This is a genomic window from SAR202 cluster bacterium, assembly GCA_009392515.1.
Classification (GTDB): Bacteria; Chloroflexota; Dehalococcoidia; order Lucifugimonadales; family UBA6952; genus UBA6952.
This window is the reverse complement of the sequence record VFGE01000031.1, coordinates 12874-31805: the sequence shown is the minus strand read 5'-3', so window position 1 is coordinate 31805 and position 18932 is coordinate 12874. Positions and strand designations below refer to the sequence as shown.

22 protein-coding genes and 1 pseudogene are annotated in these 18932 nt (G+C 33.5%); 14 read left to right on the top strand and 9 right to left on the bottom strand.

Annotated elements, in window-relative coordinates:
• Nucleotides 1–8 precede the first annotated feature (8 nt).
• Complete coding sequence (locus FI695_04625; GenBank protein ID MQG51246.1) at nucleotides 9–794, top strand: hypothetical protein; 786 nt, start codon at nucleotides 9–11, stop codon at nucleotides 792–794.
• 15 nt (nucleotides 795–809) lie between these two features.
• Nucleotides 810–1220, top strand: coding sequence for a DinB family protein (locus FI695_04620; GenBank protein ID MQG51245.1), 411 nt, complete (start codon nucleotides 810–812; stop codon nucleotides 1218–1220).
• On the opposite strand, the pseudogene FI695_04615 reads toward FI695_04620, so the two are convergent.
• Nucleotides 1221–2282 (bottom strand): annotated as a pseudogene (locus tag FI695_04615) (peptide chain release factor 2). It lies immediately after the preceding gene.
• Between the two features lie 80 nt (nucleotides 2283–2362).
• Here FI695_04615 and FI695_04610 point away from each other — a divergent pair.
• The 3 genes from FI695_04610 to FI695_04600 are packed head-to-tail and all read left to right on the top strand — an operon-like array spanning nucleotide 2363 to nucleotide 4263.
• Nucleotides 2363–3046, top strand: coding sequence for a hypothetical protein (locus FI695_04610; protein ID MQG51244.1), 684 nt, complete (start codon nucleotides 2363–2365; stop codon nucleotides 3044–3046).
• A 48-nt stretch (nucleotides 3047–3094) separates the two neighbouring features.
• Nucleotides 3095–3682 (top strand): hypothetical protein, encoded by a 588-nt coding sequence (locus tag FI695_04605; protein ID MQG51243.1) that lies wholly within the window; start codon nucleotides 3095–3097, stop codon nucleotides 3680–3682.
• A 14-nt stretch (nucleotides 3683–3696) separates the two neighbouring features.
• The gene (locus FI695_04600) at nucleotides 3697–4263 is read left to right on the top strand and encodes a thiamine pyrophosphate-binding protein (GenBank protein ID MQG51242.1); all 567 of its coding nucleotides are present in this window, start codon (nucleotides 3697–3699) and stop codon (nucleotides 4261–4263) included.
• Here FI695_04600 and FI695_04595 read toward each other — a convergent pair.
• The 6 genes from FI695_04595 to FI695_04570 are packed head-to-tail and all read right to left on the bottom strand — an operon-like array spanning nucleotide 4260 to nucleotide 7822.
• Complete coding sequence (locus FI695_04595; protein ID MQG51241.1) at nucleotides 4260–4901, bottom strand: protein jag; 642 nt, start codon at nucleotides 4899–4901, stop codon at nucleotides 4260–4262. The genes FI695_04600 and FI695_04595 overlap by 4 nt on opposite strands.
• Nucleotides 4816–5694 (bottom strand): YidC/Oxa1 family membrane protein insertase, encoded by an 879-nt coding sequence (locus FI695_04590; GenBank protein ID MQG51240.1) that lies wholly within the window; start codon nucleotides 5692–5694, stop codon nucleotides 4816–4818. The genes FI695_04595 and FI695_04590 overlap by 86 nt, the downstream gene beginning before the upstream one ends.
• Before the next feature lie 7 nt (nucleotides 5695–5701).
• Nucleotides 5702–7042 carry a PQQ-like beta-propeller repeat protein gene (locus FI695_04585; GenBank protein ID MQG51239.1) on the bottom strand — a complete coding sequence of 447 codons (1341 nt, stop codon included), beginning with the start codon at nucleotides 7040–7042 and terminating at the stop codon, nucleotides 5702–5704.
• A gap of 25 nt (nucleotides 7043–7067) precedes the next feature.
• Nucleotides 7068–7280 carry a membrane protein insertion efficiency factor YidD gene (yidD, locus tag FI695_04580; protein ID MQG51238.1) on the bottom strand — a complete coding sequence of 71 codons (213 nt, stop codon included), beginning with the start codon at nucleotides 7278–7280 and terminating at the stop codon, nucleotides 7068–7070.
• 25 nt (nucleotides 7281–7305) lie between these two features.
• Nucleotides 7306–7629 (bottom strand): ribonuclease P protein component, encoded by a 324-nt coding sequence (rnpA, locus tag FI695_04575; protein MQG51237.1) that lies wholly within the window; start codon nucleotides 7627–7629, stop codon nucleotides 7306–7308.
• Nucleotides 7630–7684: 55 nt separating this feature from the next.
• On the bottom strand, nucleotides 7685–7822 hold the full coding sequence (locus FI695_04570) for a 50S ribosomal protein L34 (protein MQG51236.1): 138 nt from the start codon (nucleotides 7820–7822) through the stop codon (nucleotides 7685–7687).
• 126 nt (nucleotides 7823–7948) lie between these two features.
• Between FI695_04570 and FI695_04565 the strand changes: the two genes are divergently transcribed.
• Nucleotides 7949–8707 carry a TlyA family RNA methyltransferase gene (locus FI695_04565; protein MQG51235.1) on the top strand — a complete coding sequence of 253 codons (759 nt, stop codon included), beginning with the start codon at nucleotides 7949–7951 and terminating at the stop codon, nucleotides 8705–8707.
• On the opposite strand, the gene mfd is transcribed toward FI695_04565, so the two are convergent.
• Nucleotides 8679–12146, bottom strand: coding sequence for a transcription-repair coupling factor (mfd, locus tag FI695_04560; protein MQG51234.1), 3468 nt, complete (start codon nucleotides 12144–12146; stop codon nucleotides 8679–8681). The two genes, FI695_04565 and mfd, sit on opposite strands and share 29 nt — an antisense overlap.
• Nucleotides 12147–12239: 93 nt before the next feature.
• Between mfd and FI695_04555 the strand changes: the two genes are divergently transcribed.
• Both FI695_04555 and FI695_04550 read left to right on the top strand, forming a co-directional pair.
• Nucleotides 12240–13139, top strand: coding sequence for an NAD(P)-dependent oxidoreductase (locus tag FI695_04555; GenBank protein MQG51233.1), 900 nt, complete (start codon nucleotides 12240–12242; stop codon nucleotides 13137–13139).
• Between the two features lie 11 nt (nucleotides 13140–13150).
• On the top strand, nucleotides 13151–14032 hold the full coding sequence (locus FI695_04550; protein MQG51232.1) for an NAD(P)-dependent oxidoreductase: 882 nt from the start codon (nucleotides 13151–13153) through the stop codon (nucleotides 14030–14032).
• Between the two features lies 1 nt (nucleotide 14033).
• Here the strand turns inward: FI695_04550 and FI695_04545 are convergent, their stop codons facing one another.
• Nucleotides 14034–14516, bottom strand: a complete 483-nt coding sequence (locus FI695_04545) for an NUDIX domain-containing protein (GenBank protein MQG51231.1) — start codon at nucleotides 14514–14516, stop codon at nucleotides 14034–14036.
• Between the two features lie 240 nt (nucleotides 14517–14756).
• Between FI695_04545 and FI695_04540 the strand changes: the two genes are divergently transcribed.
• Genes FI695_04540 through FI695_04515 form a run of 6 tightly spaced genes read left to right on the top strand, consistent with a single transcriptional unit; the run spans nucleotide 14757 to nucleotide 18931 of the window.
• Complete coding sequence (locus FI695_04540; GenBank protein ID MQG51230.1) at nucleotides 14757–15086, top strand: NADH-quinone oxidoreductase subunit A; 330 nt, start codon at nucleotides 14757–14759, stop codon at nucleotides 15084–15086.
• A 5-nt stretch (nucleotides 15087–15091) separates the two neighbouring features.
• Entirely contained in the window at nucleotides 15092–15688 is a 597-nt protein-coding gene (locus FI695_04535) for an NADH-quinone oxidoreductase subunit B (protein ID MQG51229.1), read from the top strand.
• Nucleotides 15681–16199 (top strand): NADH-quinone oxidoreductase subunit C, encoded by a 519-nt coding sequence (locus FI695_04530; GenBank protein MQG51228.1) that lies wholly within the window; start codon nucleotides 15681–15683, stop codon nucleotides 16197–16199. The genes FI695_04535 and FI695_04530 overlap by 8 nt, the downstream gene beginning before the upstream one ends.
• A gap of 3 nt (nucleotides 16200–16202) precedes the next feature.
• Entirely contained in the window at nucleotides 16203–17315 is a 1113-nt protein-coding gene (locus FI695_04525; GenBank protein MQG51227.1) for an NADH-quinone oxidoreductase subunit D, read from the top strand.
• Entirely contained in the window at nucleotides 17312–18445 is a 1134-nt protein-coding gene (gene nuoH / locus FI695_04520; protein MQG51226.1) for an NADH-quinone oxidoreductase subunit NuoH, read from the top strand. The genes FI695_04525 and nuoH overlap by 4 nt, the downstream gene beginning before the upstream one ends.
• Nucleotides 18446–18931 carry a 4Fe-4S dicluster domain-containing protein gene (locus tag FI695_04515; protein ID MQG51225.1) on the top strand — a complete coding sequence of 162 codons (486 nt, stop codon included), beginning with the start codon at nucleotides 18446–18448 and terminating at the stop codon, nucleotides 18929–18931. It abuts the gene before it with no gap.
• Nucleotide 18932 lies beyond the last annotated feature (1 nt).

Here is an 18932-nt window from a genome sequence, read left to right as displayed (position 1 = left end):
GAACAAAAATGACTAAACCTTCATTTAATTTCATCTCAATAAATTTGCCTAATCCTAAACCAAGGTCTAAAGGTGTAACTTGCGTTACTGATGTTATGTGGACAACCTCAATGATGGATGATTATCTCGACGATTTTGAAGATATTATTGACTGGGTAAAAATTCAAAATCATCGTAGAACAATTAGTACTTATGACGATATATGGTTTTCAAAAAGAAACAAAACTTTAGCCAAACATAATGTTGGTTCTTATATAGGTGGTATGGTATTTGAAATGGCTTATGTTCAGGGTAAACATCGTCAATTTTTTGAAAAAAATTTAGAGTTAGGATTTAGTGCTATAGAAGTTAGTGAAGATAGTATCCCTGATATGCCTCCAGGAGTACGTACTGATATTATTAAGGAAGCAAAATCAATGGGACTCAGAGTGTTTACTGAAATTGGAAAGAAAAAGCCTGTTTCTCCAATGAACTCTGATGATGCCATCAAAGCAGTACTTGAAGATTTAGAGGCAGGTAGCGAGCATGTAATCTTAGAATCTGCAGAAACAAAATTACTACGAGAAAATAATATGATCGATGTATTGCCGACAATCGCAAAAGCTGTTGGTTTGGAACATATTTATTTTGAACTCCGTCGAGGTTACAATTTAGAACAACCTTGGATGGAATTATGTGAATGGTTAGTCCAATCACTTGGGCCAGAGATCAATGTAATGAATATTAAAGTTGATGAATGTGTTTGGGTAGACCGAATCAGATATCCATTAACAACCAACCAAAATTTACATTAAAAATAAGGAGATAATATGAGTAAAGTAAATGATTATTTAAAAAATATGGCAGAATCTAGAGCAAAAGTCATAGCTAAATTACAAAATGTTCCCGATGAGGCTATGACTTTACCAATACCAAATAGAGATAATATATCTGTACGTTTTATATTTTACAGACTAGTTGCTCATGAAATAGAACATACTATTCACCTAGCGAAAACTGTAAGATCTTTAGGCGTACATTTGAGTGAAGCAGAACAAATTCTTGAAGAGTTAGCTGAAAGTCGCGGAAAATTAATCGGAATGTTAAGCACATTAACTGATGAAGAGCTTGATACCAAACCATCTGCAGAAGATTGGTCACCTAGAGAAGTAGTTGACCATATACTAGAAGTAGAAGAAGGCAGTTATTCTGACCAAATAATCAGTGCTTTAGAAAAATAATTAGAAAGTATCATTAGAGACTTGATTTAACAGATATGATTGTAAAAAATCATTGATATTACCATCTAATACAGAATTAGTATCAGTATCTTCATGCCCAGTTCTGTGATCTTTTACCATTTTATATGGATGTAAAACATAACTTCTAATTTGATTTCCCCATTCTGCAGATATGTGTTCACCCTTTAATTCAGAATGTTCTTTCTCTAATTCTTTCATTCTTATATCTAGTAATCGTGCCTTCAATATTTGCATTGCGAGTTCTTTATTCTGTAATTGTGATCTTTCATTTTGACAAACGACTACAACTCCAGTAGGTAAATGAGTTATACGTATTGCTGTAGAATTTTTCTGCACATTTTGCCCTCCATGCCCTCCAGCTCGAAAAACATCTATCCGCAAATCATCATTATCTATTGTTACATCAACATTTTTTTCTGTATCTGGTAAAACTTCAACTAATGCAAATGAAGTATGTCTTGATTTTGAAGCATCAAACGGGGATACTCTAACTAACCTATGAACCCCTCTTTCTGATTTCAAATTCCCATAAGACCATCGTCCCTTTATGGAAATAAGTACACTCTTGATACCTGCTTCATCACCTTCTGATAACTCGATTATCTCAGCAGAATAATTTTTCTTCTCTGCCCATCTTAAATACATCCTGAGCAACATCTGAGACCAATCTTGAGATTCAGTACCTCCTGCTCCAGCATGAATTGCAAGTATAGAATTTGAATCGTCATACTCACCTGAAAAGAGTAAATTGAATTCTACAATAGATAATTCTTCTTCCACCCTGGTAATTTCTTCAAGTAATTGTTTCTCAACCTCAACATCATCCTCATCTATGATTGAAGTTAATTCTACTAATTCACTAATATCTGACTCGAGGGAACGACACTTTTGAACAAAATTTGTTAGATCAGCTAAACGTTGCATTACATCTTTAGCCAAAGAAGAATTATCCCAAAAGTCTGCAGCTAAAGTTTTCTGTTGTAAAGCCTCAATTTCAGCTTCTGTTTTAGGTAAGTCAAAGACGCACCATTATATCTGCAAATTTTGATTCTAAACTAACAGACCTATTATTTAACTCTTCCATTTTAAGTAGTTCCTTATTTTTATTACCAACATAAATTATGCATTATATTAAATATATTAACAACAAAGTAGGTAAGCAAAATAAATGCATCTATTTACTTGCTTTAGAAAAACATTTCTATTATATTGTGAGCACTGTAGCAATTTTACTCAATGGGGAGGTTCTGATGACTGAACAACAGGCTATGTTAAGCCCTCTAACTATCTTAGATAAAATTAAAGAAAACAATGTGACTCATGTGATTTATCTACCTGACAGCGAGACTAATCATTTATTTATCGCCATGGAAGAAGATCCTAACATTGAAGTTATCACTGTTGGAAGAGAAGCAGAAACTATGGCAATAGCAGCAGGGGTTATCGTTGGTGGTAAAATACCTGTTTGCTTAGTACAAAATACTGGGATGATGGAGTCCGGAGATTCTATTCGTGGACTTGGATTAGATTGTAACTTACCAATAGTTATGATTATTGGGTACCGAGGCTGGACTAGATGGGGTATAACTCCTGACTCAGCCGCAAGACTTACTGAACCAACTCTTAATGCATGGGGAATACAATACTATCTAGTTGAGCATGATGGAGATGCAGATCGAATTACACTTGCATTTCAAACTGCAGCAGCGACCCAAAAACCTGTAGCAGTTCTCGTGGGTGATGAATATCATGGATTCAACAGAATGAATTTGGATGAAGAAAGAAAAATAATCAAAGAAGGATAATTTATTTTATCAGACAAATGTTTATGAAAATTAGTATCGAGGTTAACTATGATAAATAACGACGATTTAATGGCAGAAATAAAAAAATTTAGAGGTAAAGCGATTGCGATACCTACTATGACGGGTTCACGTGGATGGTTAGATTCTAGTGACCAACCATCAAGAGATGTAAGTGTTGGCGGAGCAATGGGTAAAGCATCAAACTTTGCAATGGGTTTAGCCCTAGCCCAACCAGATACAAAAGTTGTTTGTTTCGATGGTGATGGCAGTCTCAATATGAACCTAGGTACAATGATGACTATTGCTGGAGCAAAACCAAAAAATTTGATCCATTTTGTACTTAATAATGGGTACTTTTCAGTAACTGGAGGTCAACCTATTGCAGCAGCCGATGAAGCTAATTTTTCACAAATGGCTGCTGGTGCAGGTTATGCTGCTTCATACGAATTTGATAACATCGAGGACTTTGCTGGAAAGGTAGAAGAAATTTTCACAGCAGAAGGTCCAATTTTTGTTCATATCCATTCTGTTCCTGAAATACAAAATGAGCCAATTGGTAGACGAACTAGAGATCCAAGAAATCGTTCTACGAATGACGCAATTAAAGATCTTCGAAAAGAACTAGGTACACTTTAATATAGATAAACCAAATGTTGATTGAAAATTGTCTTATTGAGCTTGGTAAATACCGAAAAGATGAAGTTGTGGTTGCTTGTGAATCAAGTAGCCATGTGTGGAATTCTGTTAGCAATAATCAAAACTTGGATATATATTTTGAAGACTGTATGGGTAAAGGATCCTCACTTGGTTTAGGTATTGCATTAGCTAAACCAAACAGTAAAGTTATCGTTTTAGACGGCGATGGGAGTTTGCTAATGAACTTAGGTTCATTAGCAACCGTTAGCGAGGTTCAACCTGAAAATTTCATCCATTTTGTAGTCCAGAATGGTTCATATGCAGGATCAGGAAATCAACCGATACCTTCAAGTAGCCAACTTTCTTTTTCAAAAATGGCTGATGCTGTAGGTTATGCAAAAACGTTTGAATTTGACAATATTGAAGATTTCACTTTAGACATTGAAACTATATTAAACACCCCAGGACCAATATTTGTAACATTGAAGGTCGAAAATGACCCTAATTATATTGCTCCAAAAACAAAACACGATCTAAAAGACAGTATTGAATTGGTCAGGTTAAATCTAAAGAATTCTTAAGCGTTATTTGGCATAACCACTACTTTACGGTTATACCCTGAACCAAAACTCTCGGTTTTAACACCTGGATGATCTGCAAGAGCTGTATGAATAACTCTTCGTTCTGAAGCTGTCATCGGCTCCAAGGTTATTGAACGTTTATTATTCATCACCCTATCGGCAACTTTAGCTGCTAAAGTATTTAATGATTGCGATCTTCTTTCCTTGTATTGCTCTATATCTAACGTAACAAATGAATCGACACTGTTAGATCTTAATATTCTATTTAATATAAATTGTAATGCACTTAGATTTTCACCTTTTTTACCTATAAGTAAACCAGCATCCTCACCCTGTATATCAATAACTGGTCCTTTGTTTTTACTATTGTTTACAGTTCTGATTGTTGCTAAAGCATCAACATCTAAAAAAGATAATATTTCATTTAGATATGTTATTGCTGTACCTGATGCTGCGGAAGAATCTCCTAGCCGAGTAACCTTTACGGTTGCTTCTGTTGCACCAATGCCAAAAAGACCTGACTTACCTTCTGATATGATATCTATGGATACTTCATCTCTGCTTACGTCGAGTTCTATTAGAGCTATTTCTATTGCGTCTTCTACCGTCTTGCCGCTTATTTTTATGCTGTTTCTCATCTAAATCCTCCTCTTCTGAAGAAACATCGTCTTCATTTATTATTGATTGTTTTACTGTTGTAGATTGATTTGTATCTGTACTTTGAATCAAACCACCCCAACCAGCAACGAAGTATTGAACTGCTATACCAACTAAATTACTTGTCATCCAATACATAGATAAGCCGGATGGAAATTGCAAACATAAAAATCCAAACATGAAAGGCATCATCCATAACATCATTTTTTGTGTCTGTTGTTGTCTGGGATCTGTAGATTCCATCATGGACATTTTTTGCAAAACCCACATCGAACCGCCCACAAGTAATGCAAATAATGCTACTGGTTGTGCCAAATCTAAACCTAAAAATGTACTGTTCAACGGAATAGCTGTATCCAAAAATTCTAGAGAATCGTACATATGTGAAGTCAAGCTTGCAAAATTTTCTGGAAACGTGGGAATTAAAGCATATATACACCAATACAAGCTTATCCATATGGGCATTTGAATTACTAATGGACCTAAACAACCTAGTGGACTAATACCTTCTTCTTTGTAGATTCTCATAGTTTCTTGTCCTCTACGCTGAGAATCATTTGCATATTTCTTCTGAATAGCCTGTAATCTTGGTCCAAGTACAGCAAGTTTTTTTGTAGAACGTATTTGTTTAAGTCTCAAAGGCAACATTATTATATTGACGATTAAAGTAAATACAATAATTGTTAAACCAAAGTTATTTCCTAAAAATGTATATAATATTATTAAGCTATTTAACATTGGATCAAAAATCAATGCGTTCCATAAATCTCCCATAATACCTCTATTTCTCCGTTACTGATAAACAGCCTATTGCATCTTGATGCAAATCTTTTTTACATAAGAATTTTTTCTCACTTGAATGAAAATACATAGTTCTATCAATTGCTAAAGGTTCAGAAGGAATACCCTGCCATGATTCGTCAGAACCATGTTTAACAGGAGAAAGTTCCACAATATTAGTAGATTGAAAGGAATTTGATGAAACTTCCCAAATATTACCGGAAATAGAATCCACAATAATCAAAGTATCGTCTAATAATATTGGAGAACTTGTAATTAAAATATCTTCTCCAGCTGTTTGACCCCTGTTTTTTAGCTGTACAGATGTCATATTTTTCTTTCGTCCCGAAGTATCTATTTCAAATTTATACAATCTTCCATTTGTAGTAACAGAGTATACTTGATTGTCATCAATCAAAGAACCTGCCCAAAATCTTCCACTCGCTTTTTCAGTATCATTAAATAGAGTCGTAATAATTGATCCATCTTTTTTATTTATTACATAAATGTTTCTATCGAGCGAGTTAATTATAAACATACCCGATGTCGCAGATGGTCTAGAAATTAAAGCAGATTTATTTTCTGTTTGAAAAAAAGTCGCATTAGGTATTTTGGTAGTTCCTTCATATACATCCAATGCATAAATTGATCCATCTAAGGAAGAAATATATACTTTACCAGCATCTACTAAAGGAGAGTCATAAATAGAACCCATTATAGACTCAGGTTGGCAAATAGCAGTAGTGACTTCTCCATTAAAACACCACTTAATATTTCCAGTATCAACACTCATTGCCAAAATAAAACCTTTAGATGTTCCCATTATAGCTAACCCATCATGAACAGTAATATTACCAATTAAGGTGTCCGGTTGATGCCTCGGCCCAAAACTTAAAAAGCTAAAAAACCCTCCATTAGAATTACCTTTGGATAATGGATCTATAAAATTACACCATTTCAAGCTTAAATCTGGATATCTCAAACCTACAACTAAACCAGTATAATAGCCAACAATTACTGTACTATTATTAGCACTGTATCCAGGTGTACTATAAATTGCTTCTCCAGCTTTATCTAAGTAATCGGAATCACAATTCTGGTGACTATCTTCTGGTGAAAATTTTGCAGAAGGTCTTTGGTTTTCAGATTCTCCTGTCACAGGAAGTAAATTGGTATCTGCAACAAAAACCATACCTTTCTCTGACATGCTTATAACTGAGTCCTCTACTAGAATTGGACTAGCCCAACCATAATCCGCTGTGAATCTATCACTATCACAACCTGATAAAATCACTATTGCAATTATCATTAAGTAGGTTAATATATTTTTTCTTTTAAACATAAGTTAAAGTTCTAAATTAATTGAATTACTTAGGAATAGGATCATATCCCTTTCCACCTAATGGGTTACATCGTAATAATCTTTTCACCGTCAAAAAAATGCCTTTTATGATTCCAAATCTTTTCATAGCTTCTATTGAGTACTCGGAACACGTTGGTTCGTATCTGCATGCAGAAGGTAAGTAAGGCGATATTACTTTTTGATATAACCTAATTATTTTTATTGCTAATAATGTCACTTTATTTCACTTATCATTTATAAGCTCATTGAAATAAATCCAATTTACTACATATCCTTTTCAGATCTTCTACTAATTCATCATAACTGGTATCTCTTATTCCTACCCTAGCTACTACGACAATGTCCCATCCAGGTTTTAATTTAAAATCACCAATTATATTTTTCAATCTTCGTTTTACCAAATTGCGCGTAACTGCAGTTCCTATTTTTTTGCTAATTGAATATCCTACCCTTGTAGATATTTGAGAATTATTCTTTATCTTTACTCTCATATATCTACTTGAATAACCATAATTTAGACTATGGACGGACTTAAACTCCACCGTTTTTTTTATGGTCTTGTACATAAATTCCAATAAGCAAAATTATTATACGAAACAATACAGGATTGACTAAATGTGACTATACGGTAAGAGAATGACGACCTTTAGCACGTCGACGGCTCAACACCGCTCGACCACCCTTAGTGCTCATTCTACTTCGAAAACCATGCACTCTAAGTCTTCTACGTTTTTTTGGTTGATAAGTTCTCTTAGGCATAACAAAATAACAAAAAAATAAAAAAATTTACCAACGGATTATAGTTTCTATATATATATTATGTCAATTAATGTAACATAATATCTCTTGTAAATTTCTAAATCATTTAGATAAATAGAAGTAGATATGACTTCAAAAAGAAAAAAAAGAATTGATTTTCTTATTCATGAATTAAATTTTGCAAATTCACGATCTCAAGCACAAGCATTAATCATGGCAGGAAAAGTTTACGTAAATGATCAAAAAGTAACCAAGCCAGGAACATTATTTGACCCCAGTATTTCTACAATAAAAGTCAATCAATCCAAAAAATTTGTTAGTCGAGGCGGAGATAAACTCCAGCACGCATTAGAGGTTTTTCATATAGAAACAAAAGAAAGTATTGCTCTTGATGTCGGCTCATCTACAGGCGGATTTACTGATTGTTTATTACAAAATGGTTCAAATAAAATCTATGCTGTTGATGTGGGTAAAAACCAATTAGATTATAAATTAAGAATCAACCCTAAAGTTGTGTGCATGGAAGGAATTAATGCGCGAAATCCATTTAATTTGGATGAAAAAGTAGATTTAATTACTATGGATGTTTCATTCATATCAGCACGTCTATTATTAAAAAATATTTCTACCCATTTAAAAAATAATGGCTCGATCATTTGGCTCTTAAAACCTCAATTTGAAGCTAAAAAAGAGGAAGTTGGACGAAAAGGTCTTATCAAAGATTACCAAACACACTCACTAATTATTGGACGTTTAACAAACTGGCTGATAAATAATCAGTTTGCTATCAAAAATTTCACCTCTTCACCAATAAAAGGACAAACAGGAAATAGAGAGTTTTTAGTACATTTACAACTTAGTGAATACTTTCTACACGATGTTTGATTTCAAAAATAAAGTTAAATAACTTATCAAGTGTATCTATATTTGAGTATCTAGAAACCTTGCAATTTAAACTTCTGTTTTTAACATTGATATCAAGTTCTTCATTACTTTCCAATATATACTTTAAGGATTTTATTGTTTGATCGAATCGAATATGATAAATATTTCCTTTTAATATTATTGAATCAATTCCACATTGAAAACTCATTAAACGAAGACGTGCAACGGTAAATAAGTTCTCAAATTCTATAGGGATTTGGCCATACTTATCAATAATTTCTACCTTTAGGGTATATAAATCTTCAATAGCATCAATTTCTGCCAATTCATTATAAAGAGAAATACGAGTGGAAACCTCCGGAATAAATTCAGTAGGAATTAATGCGTTTAAATTTAATTTTAAATGTGGGCCTTTTGGGTTTTGATTTTCAAATAGTTTTGCATCCTTATCATCAAGCAATTCTTGTCCTTTCACTTTTTTCATTGCATGAGAAATCATTTTCATATAGAGATCAAAACCTATCGTTGTAATATGACCACTCTGTTTCTTCCCAAGAACTTGTCCAGCACCTCGAATTTCTAAATCTCTACTCGCTACTCTATAACCAGAACCTATATCAGAAGATGCTAAAATAGTATCTAATCTTGCTTGTGCAGGTGGAGTAATAATTTTAAATTCCGGAATTGTAAAATAAGCATATCCTTGTCTATAACTACGACCGATCCGTCCCCTTAACTGATATAATTGTGCAAGCCCAAAACGATCAGCATTATCTACTATTAATGTGTTTACTGAAGGCAAATCTAGTCCAGATTCAATTATGGTTGTACACACCAATACGTCAAATTTCTTTGCTACAAAATCGGTCATAACTTTATCTAAACTTTCCGGCAACATCCGTCCATGAGCTATAGCAACTCGTAAATTAGGTATTAATTTTTTTAATTTACTCGCAATCATATGAATGGAATGAACTCGATTATGCAAATAATATACTTGACCTTGCCGGGATAATTCTCTTTTTATTGCCTCTGCAATTAGTTCATCACTCTCTTCAGATACAAAAGTTTTAACTGGTAATCTATACTCTGGTGCAGTGTCTATAGTACTCATATCCTTTAATCCAGACATAGTCATACTAAGTGTCCTAGGTATTGGTGTTGCGCTCATAGATAAATAATCAACTCCTAAACGCATTTCTTTAAGTCGGTCTTTTTGGAGTACACCAAATCGATGTTCTTCATCAACAATAACTAATCCTAAATTTTTTAATTTTATATCTTTTTGTAATAATCTATGAGTACCTATACAAATATCAACTTGACCATTCGATAAATCAGTAATTATTTGTTTTTGTTCACTTTTAGGAACCAATCTGCTCAACATTTTGATCGTAATAGGATATGGTTTTAATCGATTAACAAATGTCTCAAAGTGTTGAGTTGCTAATACTGTTGTTGGTACTAAAATGATAACCTGAGCCCCTGAATCAACAGCTTTAAATGCGGATCTTAGAGCAACTTCCGTTTTCCCAAATCCTACATCACCGCAAATTAATCTATCCATAGGTGTTTCAGATTCCATGTCTTCTTTTACCTCATTTATAACTCTGATTTGATCTTCAGTTTCAATGTATGGAAAAGAATCTTCTAATTCTATTTGCCATAAACTATCACTAGGAAAACTCTTTCCTTTGGCTAAACTCCTTTGGGCATATAAATCAAGTAAATCTTTAGCAATCTCTAAAGTGTCTTCCTCTACTTGCGCTTTTGTTCTTTTCCATTCCAATGTGGATAATCTTGATAAAGATGGGTTTGTACCACTTGATCCCTTATATAAACTGACTCTATGAGACATATGCGTTGGGACATAAATCTTTCCTTTATCTGCATACTGTAAAACCATATATTCTTCACTGTCTCCATATTCACTCATAACAGTAGTGCCAATAAATTTCCCAATACCATGATCAATATGTACAACAAAAGAATTAATACTAAACTCATCAAGAGATATTGAGGATACACCTCGGGTTTTATTCTCATTAACTATAATATTCCGTTGTTTACTGTATCCAAAAATTTCATTATCACTAAGTATTAATACTTCTTCATTCTGCTCTATTAAAAGTCCTTCTTTTAAATTACCTTCTGCTATTGTTACTATATTTTTTCTGATGGTTTTTGTTTGATCTGTTAGAATTTCATATGGTATTTCATACTCTTGAAATAATTCCTTAATTCTATTCAAATATGAAGACACAACAATAACCATACCAGTTTTAATCTTCATTTTTATATCGCTTATTAACTTATCAAATTGATTTTGATAAGCTAAAATCGGTTTGATGGGCACATTAAAACCTTTTGACTGAAACTCTTTAATATCGATAACTTTATTAAGATTATCTACAAAATTGTTAAATTCAGTATATGAGAAATAGGGAGACTGGAAATCCTCTGGTAAGGCGTTCGTTTTACTATAAGTATTTTGACGATCAAGTATTTCTTCATACAATTCATAATATTTCTCGAGTATTTTTTCTTTACCATCAATAATTACCAAACCTGTGTTATCAAAGTAATCTAATAATGAACTGTTATTGTATATACCAGCGTAAAAGTCGGGGAATTCGAAATTATTATTAAACTTGAGCTCTCCAGAAAATTGTTGAATATTTTGCTTCTGTCCCATTTGGTTACCAAAGTATTCAATTGAGGCATTATTTGTTGGGAAAACGACTTCGCTTACTGGATAAATTATAGCTTCATTCATTACTTCTAAGGAAGTTTGGGAATTAGTATCAAAACTGCGTAAACTTACTACCTCATCGCCCCAAAACTCCATTCGAATTGGATTTGCATAGATCGGACAAAAAATATCAACAATTCCACCTCTTTGACTACATTGTCCTTCCATTTCAGTAAACTTGTTCAATTTATAGCCAAACTGTAATAGTAAAAATAACAAATTTTTCATTTTTAATGATGTGCCTTCTTTAATAATCAGCCTTTTTTCTTTCATTTCAAAAGAACTAATTATTTTATTTGTAATGGCAGAAATTGGGGCAACAACTATCGGAGGATATTGTGTTTTTTCTGATTCAATGATTGCAGATAAAGCTTTGGATCTTTGAGTGTAGGTCATGGAGTTAATATGTAAAAATTCAAATGGTATGTTTTCAAGTGGAGGATAATAAAACACCTGGTTTTGAGAACCTGTAATCATTAATAAATCATTAACTAAGGTTTCTGCACGATTAATATCACGAGTCAAATACAAAATTGGTGAATTGAATCTAAAATTTAGTGAATTAAACAATAGTGATCTGCCACAATCAGGTACTGAGACCTCTGTGTAAAGATTGGTTTTTAATAAGTCGATTAGACTTAAATACCAGTCAGAATTGTTAAATAATTCTGACACTTTATGAAACACTATGGAACTCCTGTTGACTCCGCAATTACGTTGTTTTACAGTTTGTACTACTACTCTATACTAATGTCGCAAATTTACCAAGAGGGACACAACATGAATGTAAAAAACGAAACTATCGGATTTATCGGATTAGGAATTATGGGTCTTCCAATGGCAAAAAACCTAATTAAGAGTAATTTTGACCTCATTGTATACAATCGTACCAAATCAAAAACTAAGGAACTAAGTGAATTAGGAGCTCGAGTAGCTAGTAATCCAAAAGAGGTTGCAGAAAATGCCAAATGTATAATTACTATGCTTACTGATTCTTCAGATGTTGAACAAATAATTCTCGGAGAAAATGGAGTAATTCAAGGTATTCAAGCAAATAGTATTGTAATTGATATGAGTACAATCTCTCCGAAGATAACTAGAAATATCAATGAGGAATTAAGCAAACATCAAAGTTCATTACTTGATGCACCTGTTAGCGGTGGTTCTTGGGGAGCTATCGAAGGCACACTTTCAATAATGATTGGTGGAAGTAACGAAGATTTTAATACTTGCCTACCTGTATTTGAAGCAATGGGTAAAAATATAATCCACACAGGATCTTCAGGTATGGGGCAAACTACTAAATTAGTAAATCAAATATTAGTAGCTGGTACCATGAATGCTGTAGCTGAAGCAATGGTTTTCGCCGCTAAATCCGGGGCAGATTTACCTACTACTATTGAAGCCGTTGGTGGAGGCGCTGCGGCTTCTTGGCAATTAAACACACTAGGTCCTAGACTAATTAAAGGTGATTTTGATCCTGGATTTATGATTAAACTACAACAAAAAGATCTGAGACTAATTATTGAGTCAGCTCAAGAACTAAACGTCGCAATACCTGGTACTTCGCTTGTCAGCCAGTTATTTGCAGGGTTATTAAGTCAAGGACTAGGAGACGAAGGTACTCAAGCATTAGTTAAAGCCCATGAACAACTTTCGAATGTGAAAGCAAGAATATAATAAGGAGTATTTTGAAAAATATTACTGTCGGAATAATTAGCCCCGGAGATATGGGGCATGCTGTTGGAGCACAACTCATAAATAATAACGTTAATGTAATCACTTCATTAGAAGGAAGAAGTAAAAGGACCAAATCGTTAGCAAAATATGCAAAAATACAAGATGTAGGAAATTTAAAAAACTTAGTTGAAAATTCCGACTTGATCCTATCTATATTAGTCCCATCACAAGCTGTACCTTTTGCCAAAACGATTTCAGAAACTATCAAATCATTAGATAAATCTATTTATTTTGCAGATTGCAATGCAATCGCTCCACAAACAACTCAAAAAATGTCGGAATATTTTAACGGTACATCAGCGATTTTTATCGATGGTGGTATTATCGGGGGACCTCCATCAGAAAACTACCAACCAGTTTTTTATACTAGTGGGCCTGATACAACCCCTTTAGAAAGTCTAAACGGCAAGGGTATTAAAGTGAATAATATAGGTTCTGAAATTGGACAAGCTTCTGCGATTAAAATGTGTTATGCAGGAATGACTAAGGGTACTATAGCTTTGAATATTTCTGTTTTATCAACTGCCAAAATTTTAGGAGTATACGACAGCCTAATTGCTGAATTTAGTAAAAGTCAGTCTGAAATGTTAAAACGTATGAATGGCATGAGTGAAGTTCATACTAAATCAAATAGATGGATTGGTGAAATGTTAGAAATCAGTTCAACTTTTGAATCTGCAAATCTCAGTGGAATGTTTCATAAAGCTGCAGCAGACACCTATGATTTTGTTAGTAAGACAGAAATTGCGCTTAATGAAACACCTGAAAATTATAAAGAAGACCGCTCATTAGAAGAATTGATTGATATATTTTCAAAATATCTTCAAGAATAGCTTATTGTTCCATCCACTCATCTATAATTTTCTGATCTCTTTCAAAAGCTAAAACAGGTAATTTATCTATTGGAAAAGTTTGTATGCTTTGAACTTCTGAATTGTCAGTTATTTCACCACCAACAACGTGCCCACCATATACAATGAGTATAATCGGATCATTTTTTTGTGAATATACTCCTATTAGTTTATCAAGTTCTACAATATAACCCGTTTCTTCAAAAACTTCTCGTATAGCCGCATCTTCTACTTTCTCGCCTCTATCCACAAACCCAGCAGGAAAAGTCCATTTCCCTCTTTGAGGTTCCAGATTTCTTTGGATTAATAAAACTTTTGATTTAATTGTAAATAAAACACCAGTCACAACTTTGGGGTCTATAAATTCCATACGATCACAATTAATACAAAAAAACCTATTGATATTCTCAAAAGGTTTAAGAATCATTTCAGTAGCACATGAAGAACAATATTTTATAGTAGACATAAATTTAGCACAATTTACGTTAAAATTTATATTACCACCATCATATTATAAGAAGTTATAAAAAACATCCTCTAGAAGTTTGACACCCCTATAATTGGATTGATACAATTTATACCTGCTGAACATTTTTTCATAGATTTCATTCAGAGGATTCTTGTGGGTAATGAAGTACAAATAATTCAAGACACTTGGATTGCTATTTTAATAGCAACTGCATTTGGAGTTATTTCTATTTTGGGTATGTTCATAGCATCATTTATATTATCTCCCAAAAGAAAATCTATTGATAAACTAATCACATATGAAAATGGAATACGACCTACTCCATTTTCTTGGTCACAAATTCATGTACGTTATTACATATTTGGAATCTTATTTCTTATATTCGATGTTGAAGCAGTTTTTATATTTCCTTGGGCTGCTGTATTCAACGAAATTAAAGAAAATGTTAATGGCGAATTTACAGTGGCATTATCAAATCTAGTATTTTATGAAATGATGGTATTCATTGCCATACTAATTCTAGGAATTGTTTATGCTTGGAGAAAAGGAGTTCTGCAATGGAAATAAATAAAATGCAACCAGAATCCTGGACTCCTAAAAGAGATCATAAACTCTCAATCCCTTTAATCCCTACAAGTAATGATAATTGGGAAACACCTGATTCTATAAGTTCTGGGAATGTACCGGCACAAAGTCTACTTCAAAAGTCTGGTACCCCTGGTGTAATTACTGCCAAAATTGACCAATTATTAGCCTTAGCTAGAACGTCGTCTTTATGGCCTTTAACTTTTGGATTAGCTTGCTGTGCAATTGAGATGATGAGCACATATATGGGACACCATGACCTTGATAGATTTGGAGTAACACCATGGCCTTCACCACGACAGGCCGATGTAATGATTGTTGCAGGCACTGTTGTTAAAAAAATGGCAAAACCTATTCAACTACTTTATGAACAAATGCCTGAACCTAAATGGGTAATTGCCATGGGAAGTTGTGCTACTAATGGAGGTCCTTACTATCGATCTTACTCAGTAGTTATGGGAGTAGATCACATTATACCAGTTGATGTATACGTTCCAGGTTGTCCTCCACGACCAGAAGCACTCATGGAAGGCATATTAAGATTACAAGAAAAAATCAAACAGGACGCTAGAAGAAATGGCTGAAGAAGAAACAACTGAATCAATATCAGAAGAAGAAGTTTCTGCAGATTTAGATCCAATCATAGTAGAAAAGATTACTACACTTGAAAATATTCTGGGTACATATGATATTACTATTACTTCTTTTCTAGGAGAAATTAATATACATATACAAAGAACAGACCTTTTAGATATTCTTACAATTCTCAAGAACTCCCCTGAAACATCTTGCAACCTTTTCTTATGCCTGAGTATTGTTGACTATGAAGATAGATTTGAAGCTGTTTATCACTTACAATCTACAACCCTCAACCATCGATATGTTATTAAATCAAGTCTAGATAAAGATAAACCATTAATTTCATCATGTATTGGTTTGTGGAAGGGTAGCGATTGGTACGAAAGGGAAGGCCACGATTTATTTGGGGTTGTTTTTGAAGGCCACCCGAATCTATCCCCCTTGCTATTATACGAAGAATTTGAAGGATATCCAGGAAGAAAAGATTTTCCTTTCAACGATTATAAAGAATGGTAAAGTATGACTAATCAACAAAGTTTAAATAGTGTAGATATGCTACTAAATATGGGACCTCAGCATCCATCTACTCACGGTGTTTTCAGAATGGTACTTCAGATAGATGGAGAAAGAGTCATTGATGTGGATCCGTATATAGGTTATCTCCATCGCGGATCAGAGAAACTATCTGAAGGAGAACAATATGCACAAATCGTCACTCTTTTTGATCGATTAGATTATTTAGCTAATTTCAATAATGAACTTGTTTTTTGTATGGCAGTTGAAAAATTAATGGAAGTAGAAATACCAGAGAGAGCAGAATATATAAGAGTAATTTTATGTGAACTTAATCGCATAGCTAGTCATTTCCTTTTTTACGGAACCATGGGAATGGATGCTGGTGCTAGTACTCCCATACTTTACGGATTTAGAGATAGGGAAAAAATCCAATCTGTTTTCGAATCTGTAAGTGGTGCAAGAATGATGCATAATTACTTTAGGATCGGGGGGGTAAAAGAAGACTTACCAACTGATTTTTTTGAAAAAATTTATTGGCTAATAGACGAAATAAAAAAAGGAGTTGATCAAGCAGATAGCTTATTATCGTTTAATGAAATATTTCTAAACCGTACAAGGAATATTGGATTAATCAATGCTGAAGATGCTATAGACTTTGGACTTACTGGCCCAAATTTACGAGCGTCAGGCGTTTCCTATGATTTGAGAAAAAATGATCCATATTCTATTTATGAAAGGTTTGATTTTGATATTCCTGTGGGTGATCGTGGAGATGTTTGGGATAGATATTTTGTCAGAGTTCAAGAAATAAGAGAATCAGTTAAAATTATTGAACAAGCTTTAAAGCAAATACCTGATGGAGAAATCGCAGCAAATGTTAGAAGAATTGCACGACCTCCAGAAGGCGATATTTTTGTACATGCTGAAAATCCTCGTGGGGATTTTGGGGTATATTTAGTTAGCGATGGTTCAGATAAACCCTATAGACTAAAAATTCGTCCCCCATCATTTTGTAACTTAATGGCTTTAAGACATATGATGCGAAATGCCTATGTTTCTGATGCAGTTATGATTTTAGGTTCAATTGACATTGTTTTGGGTGAAGTAGATCGATGAGTATTGTAGACCTTTTCTTATTACAGATAAAAATTATTGCACTTTTTGGTGGGCTAACCATAGTCGTTTTATCTATGGTATGGCTTGAAAGAAGAGTTTTAGGAAAAATACAACGAAGAATTGGTCCTAACCGTGTAGGCCCACAAGGACTTTTACAATCCCTCGCAGACGGCATAAAACTTCTTGTTAAAGAAGATATAATCCCAGAATCAGCAGATAAATGGATATATTGGCTTGCTCCAATTATTGTCTTTGTACCTCCATTCGTTATATGGGTTACCATACCTATAGCAAGTGATAATTCAGTATTGGCAGTAAATAATATGAATCTCGGACTGCTTTTTGTTATCGCCTTAACTGTTGTTTCAATTACTGGATTAGTTATGGCTGGATGGGGATCTGCTAATAAATACGCAATACTTGGGGGATTACGATCAACAGCGCAATTGATTAGTTATGAAATACCAATAATCATGGTTGCGATTTCAGTATTAATAATATGTCAAACAACAGATTTAAAAGAAATTGTCGATAAACAAAATATAATTCCATATGCAATTTATCTCCCTTTGGGACTGCTACTCTTTTTCATAGCTGGTATAGCTGAAGTTGGAAGAATACCTTTTGATATATATCATGCAGAATCCGAAATTGTAGGAGGTCCTTTTGTTGAATATAGTGGTGCCCATTGGTCTGTTTTCTACTTAGCAGAGTATATACAAACTTTTACCATCGCTGTATTGATTACTCTTTTATTCCTTGGTGGGTGGCATATTCCATTTGTATCTTTACAAGAAAACATAGTACTTGGGTTTTTTATAACAATTATTAAATCTTACGGTGTTGTGTTGATCATCTTTTGGTTTCGAGGAACCTTTCCAAGAATGAGGATAGACCAGCTTATGTCTTTTGCATGGAAAGTCTTAATACCTTTATCATTTGCAAATGTAATATTTTCATCAGTAATCATTTTTTACGATATACCTCTTTTGGTATTGTCGATTATAAATATATTGATGACAGTTATAATTGGATATGTTTTGTATACCAGATTTACAAGTCCTGCAAAAATAGATGCAGAAGAAATGTTACGTAAAGCTAGAAATTATAAATTACCTGAGGGAATATAAATGTTAAGTAGTATAAAAGGTTTAATGACTACAATTTCTGAATTTTTCAGACCTGTCGTAACAGCGCAATACCCTGAAAAGCATTTACCAATAGCAGATCGTTATATGGGATTTCCAGTTCTTATGTACGATGACGTTGTTGATGAACCATATTGTACCGGATGTATGGTATGTGTAAGAAATTGTCCTACAAGTTGTATGAGTGCAATAATGAAAGATAATCCTAAAAATGAATCTGGTGAAAGTAAACGACGAAAAATTATAGATGCATTTGAAATCAACTTAGGCCGCTGTATATTATGTGGAATTTGTGTAGAAGTATGTAATTTTGATGCGATTGAGATGAGCCATCAACATGAATTATCCGTTGTCAATCGAAATGGCAACAGGGCAAATTTACAACAACTTCTAGAAATGGGTAAAAGTTATCAAAAAGAAACAAATTGGGCTCCACCAGTAAAACCGTCAAAGGAATCTAAAGAATAAA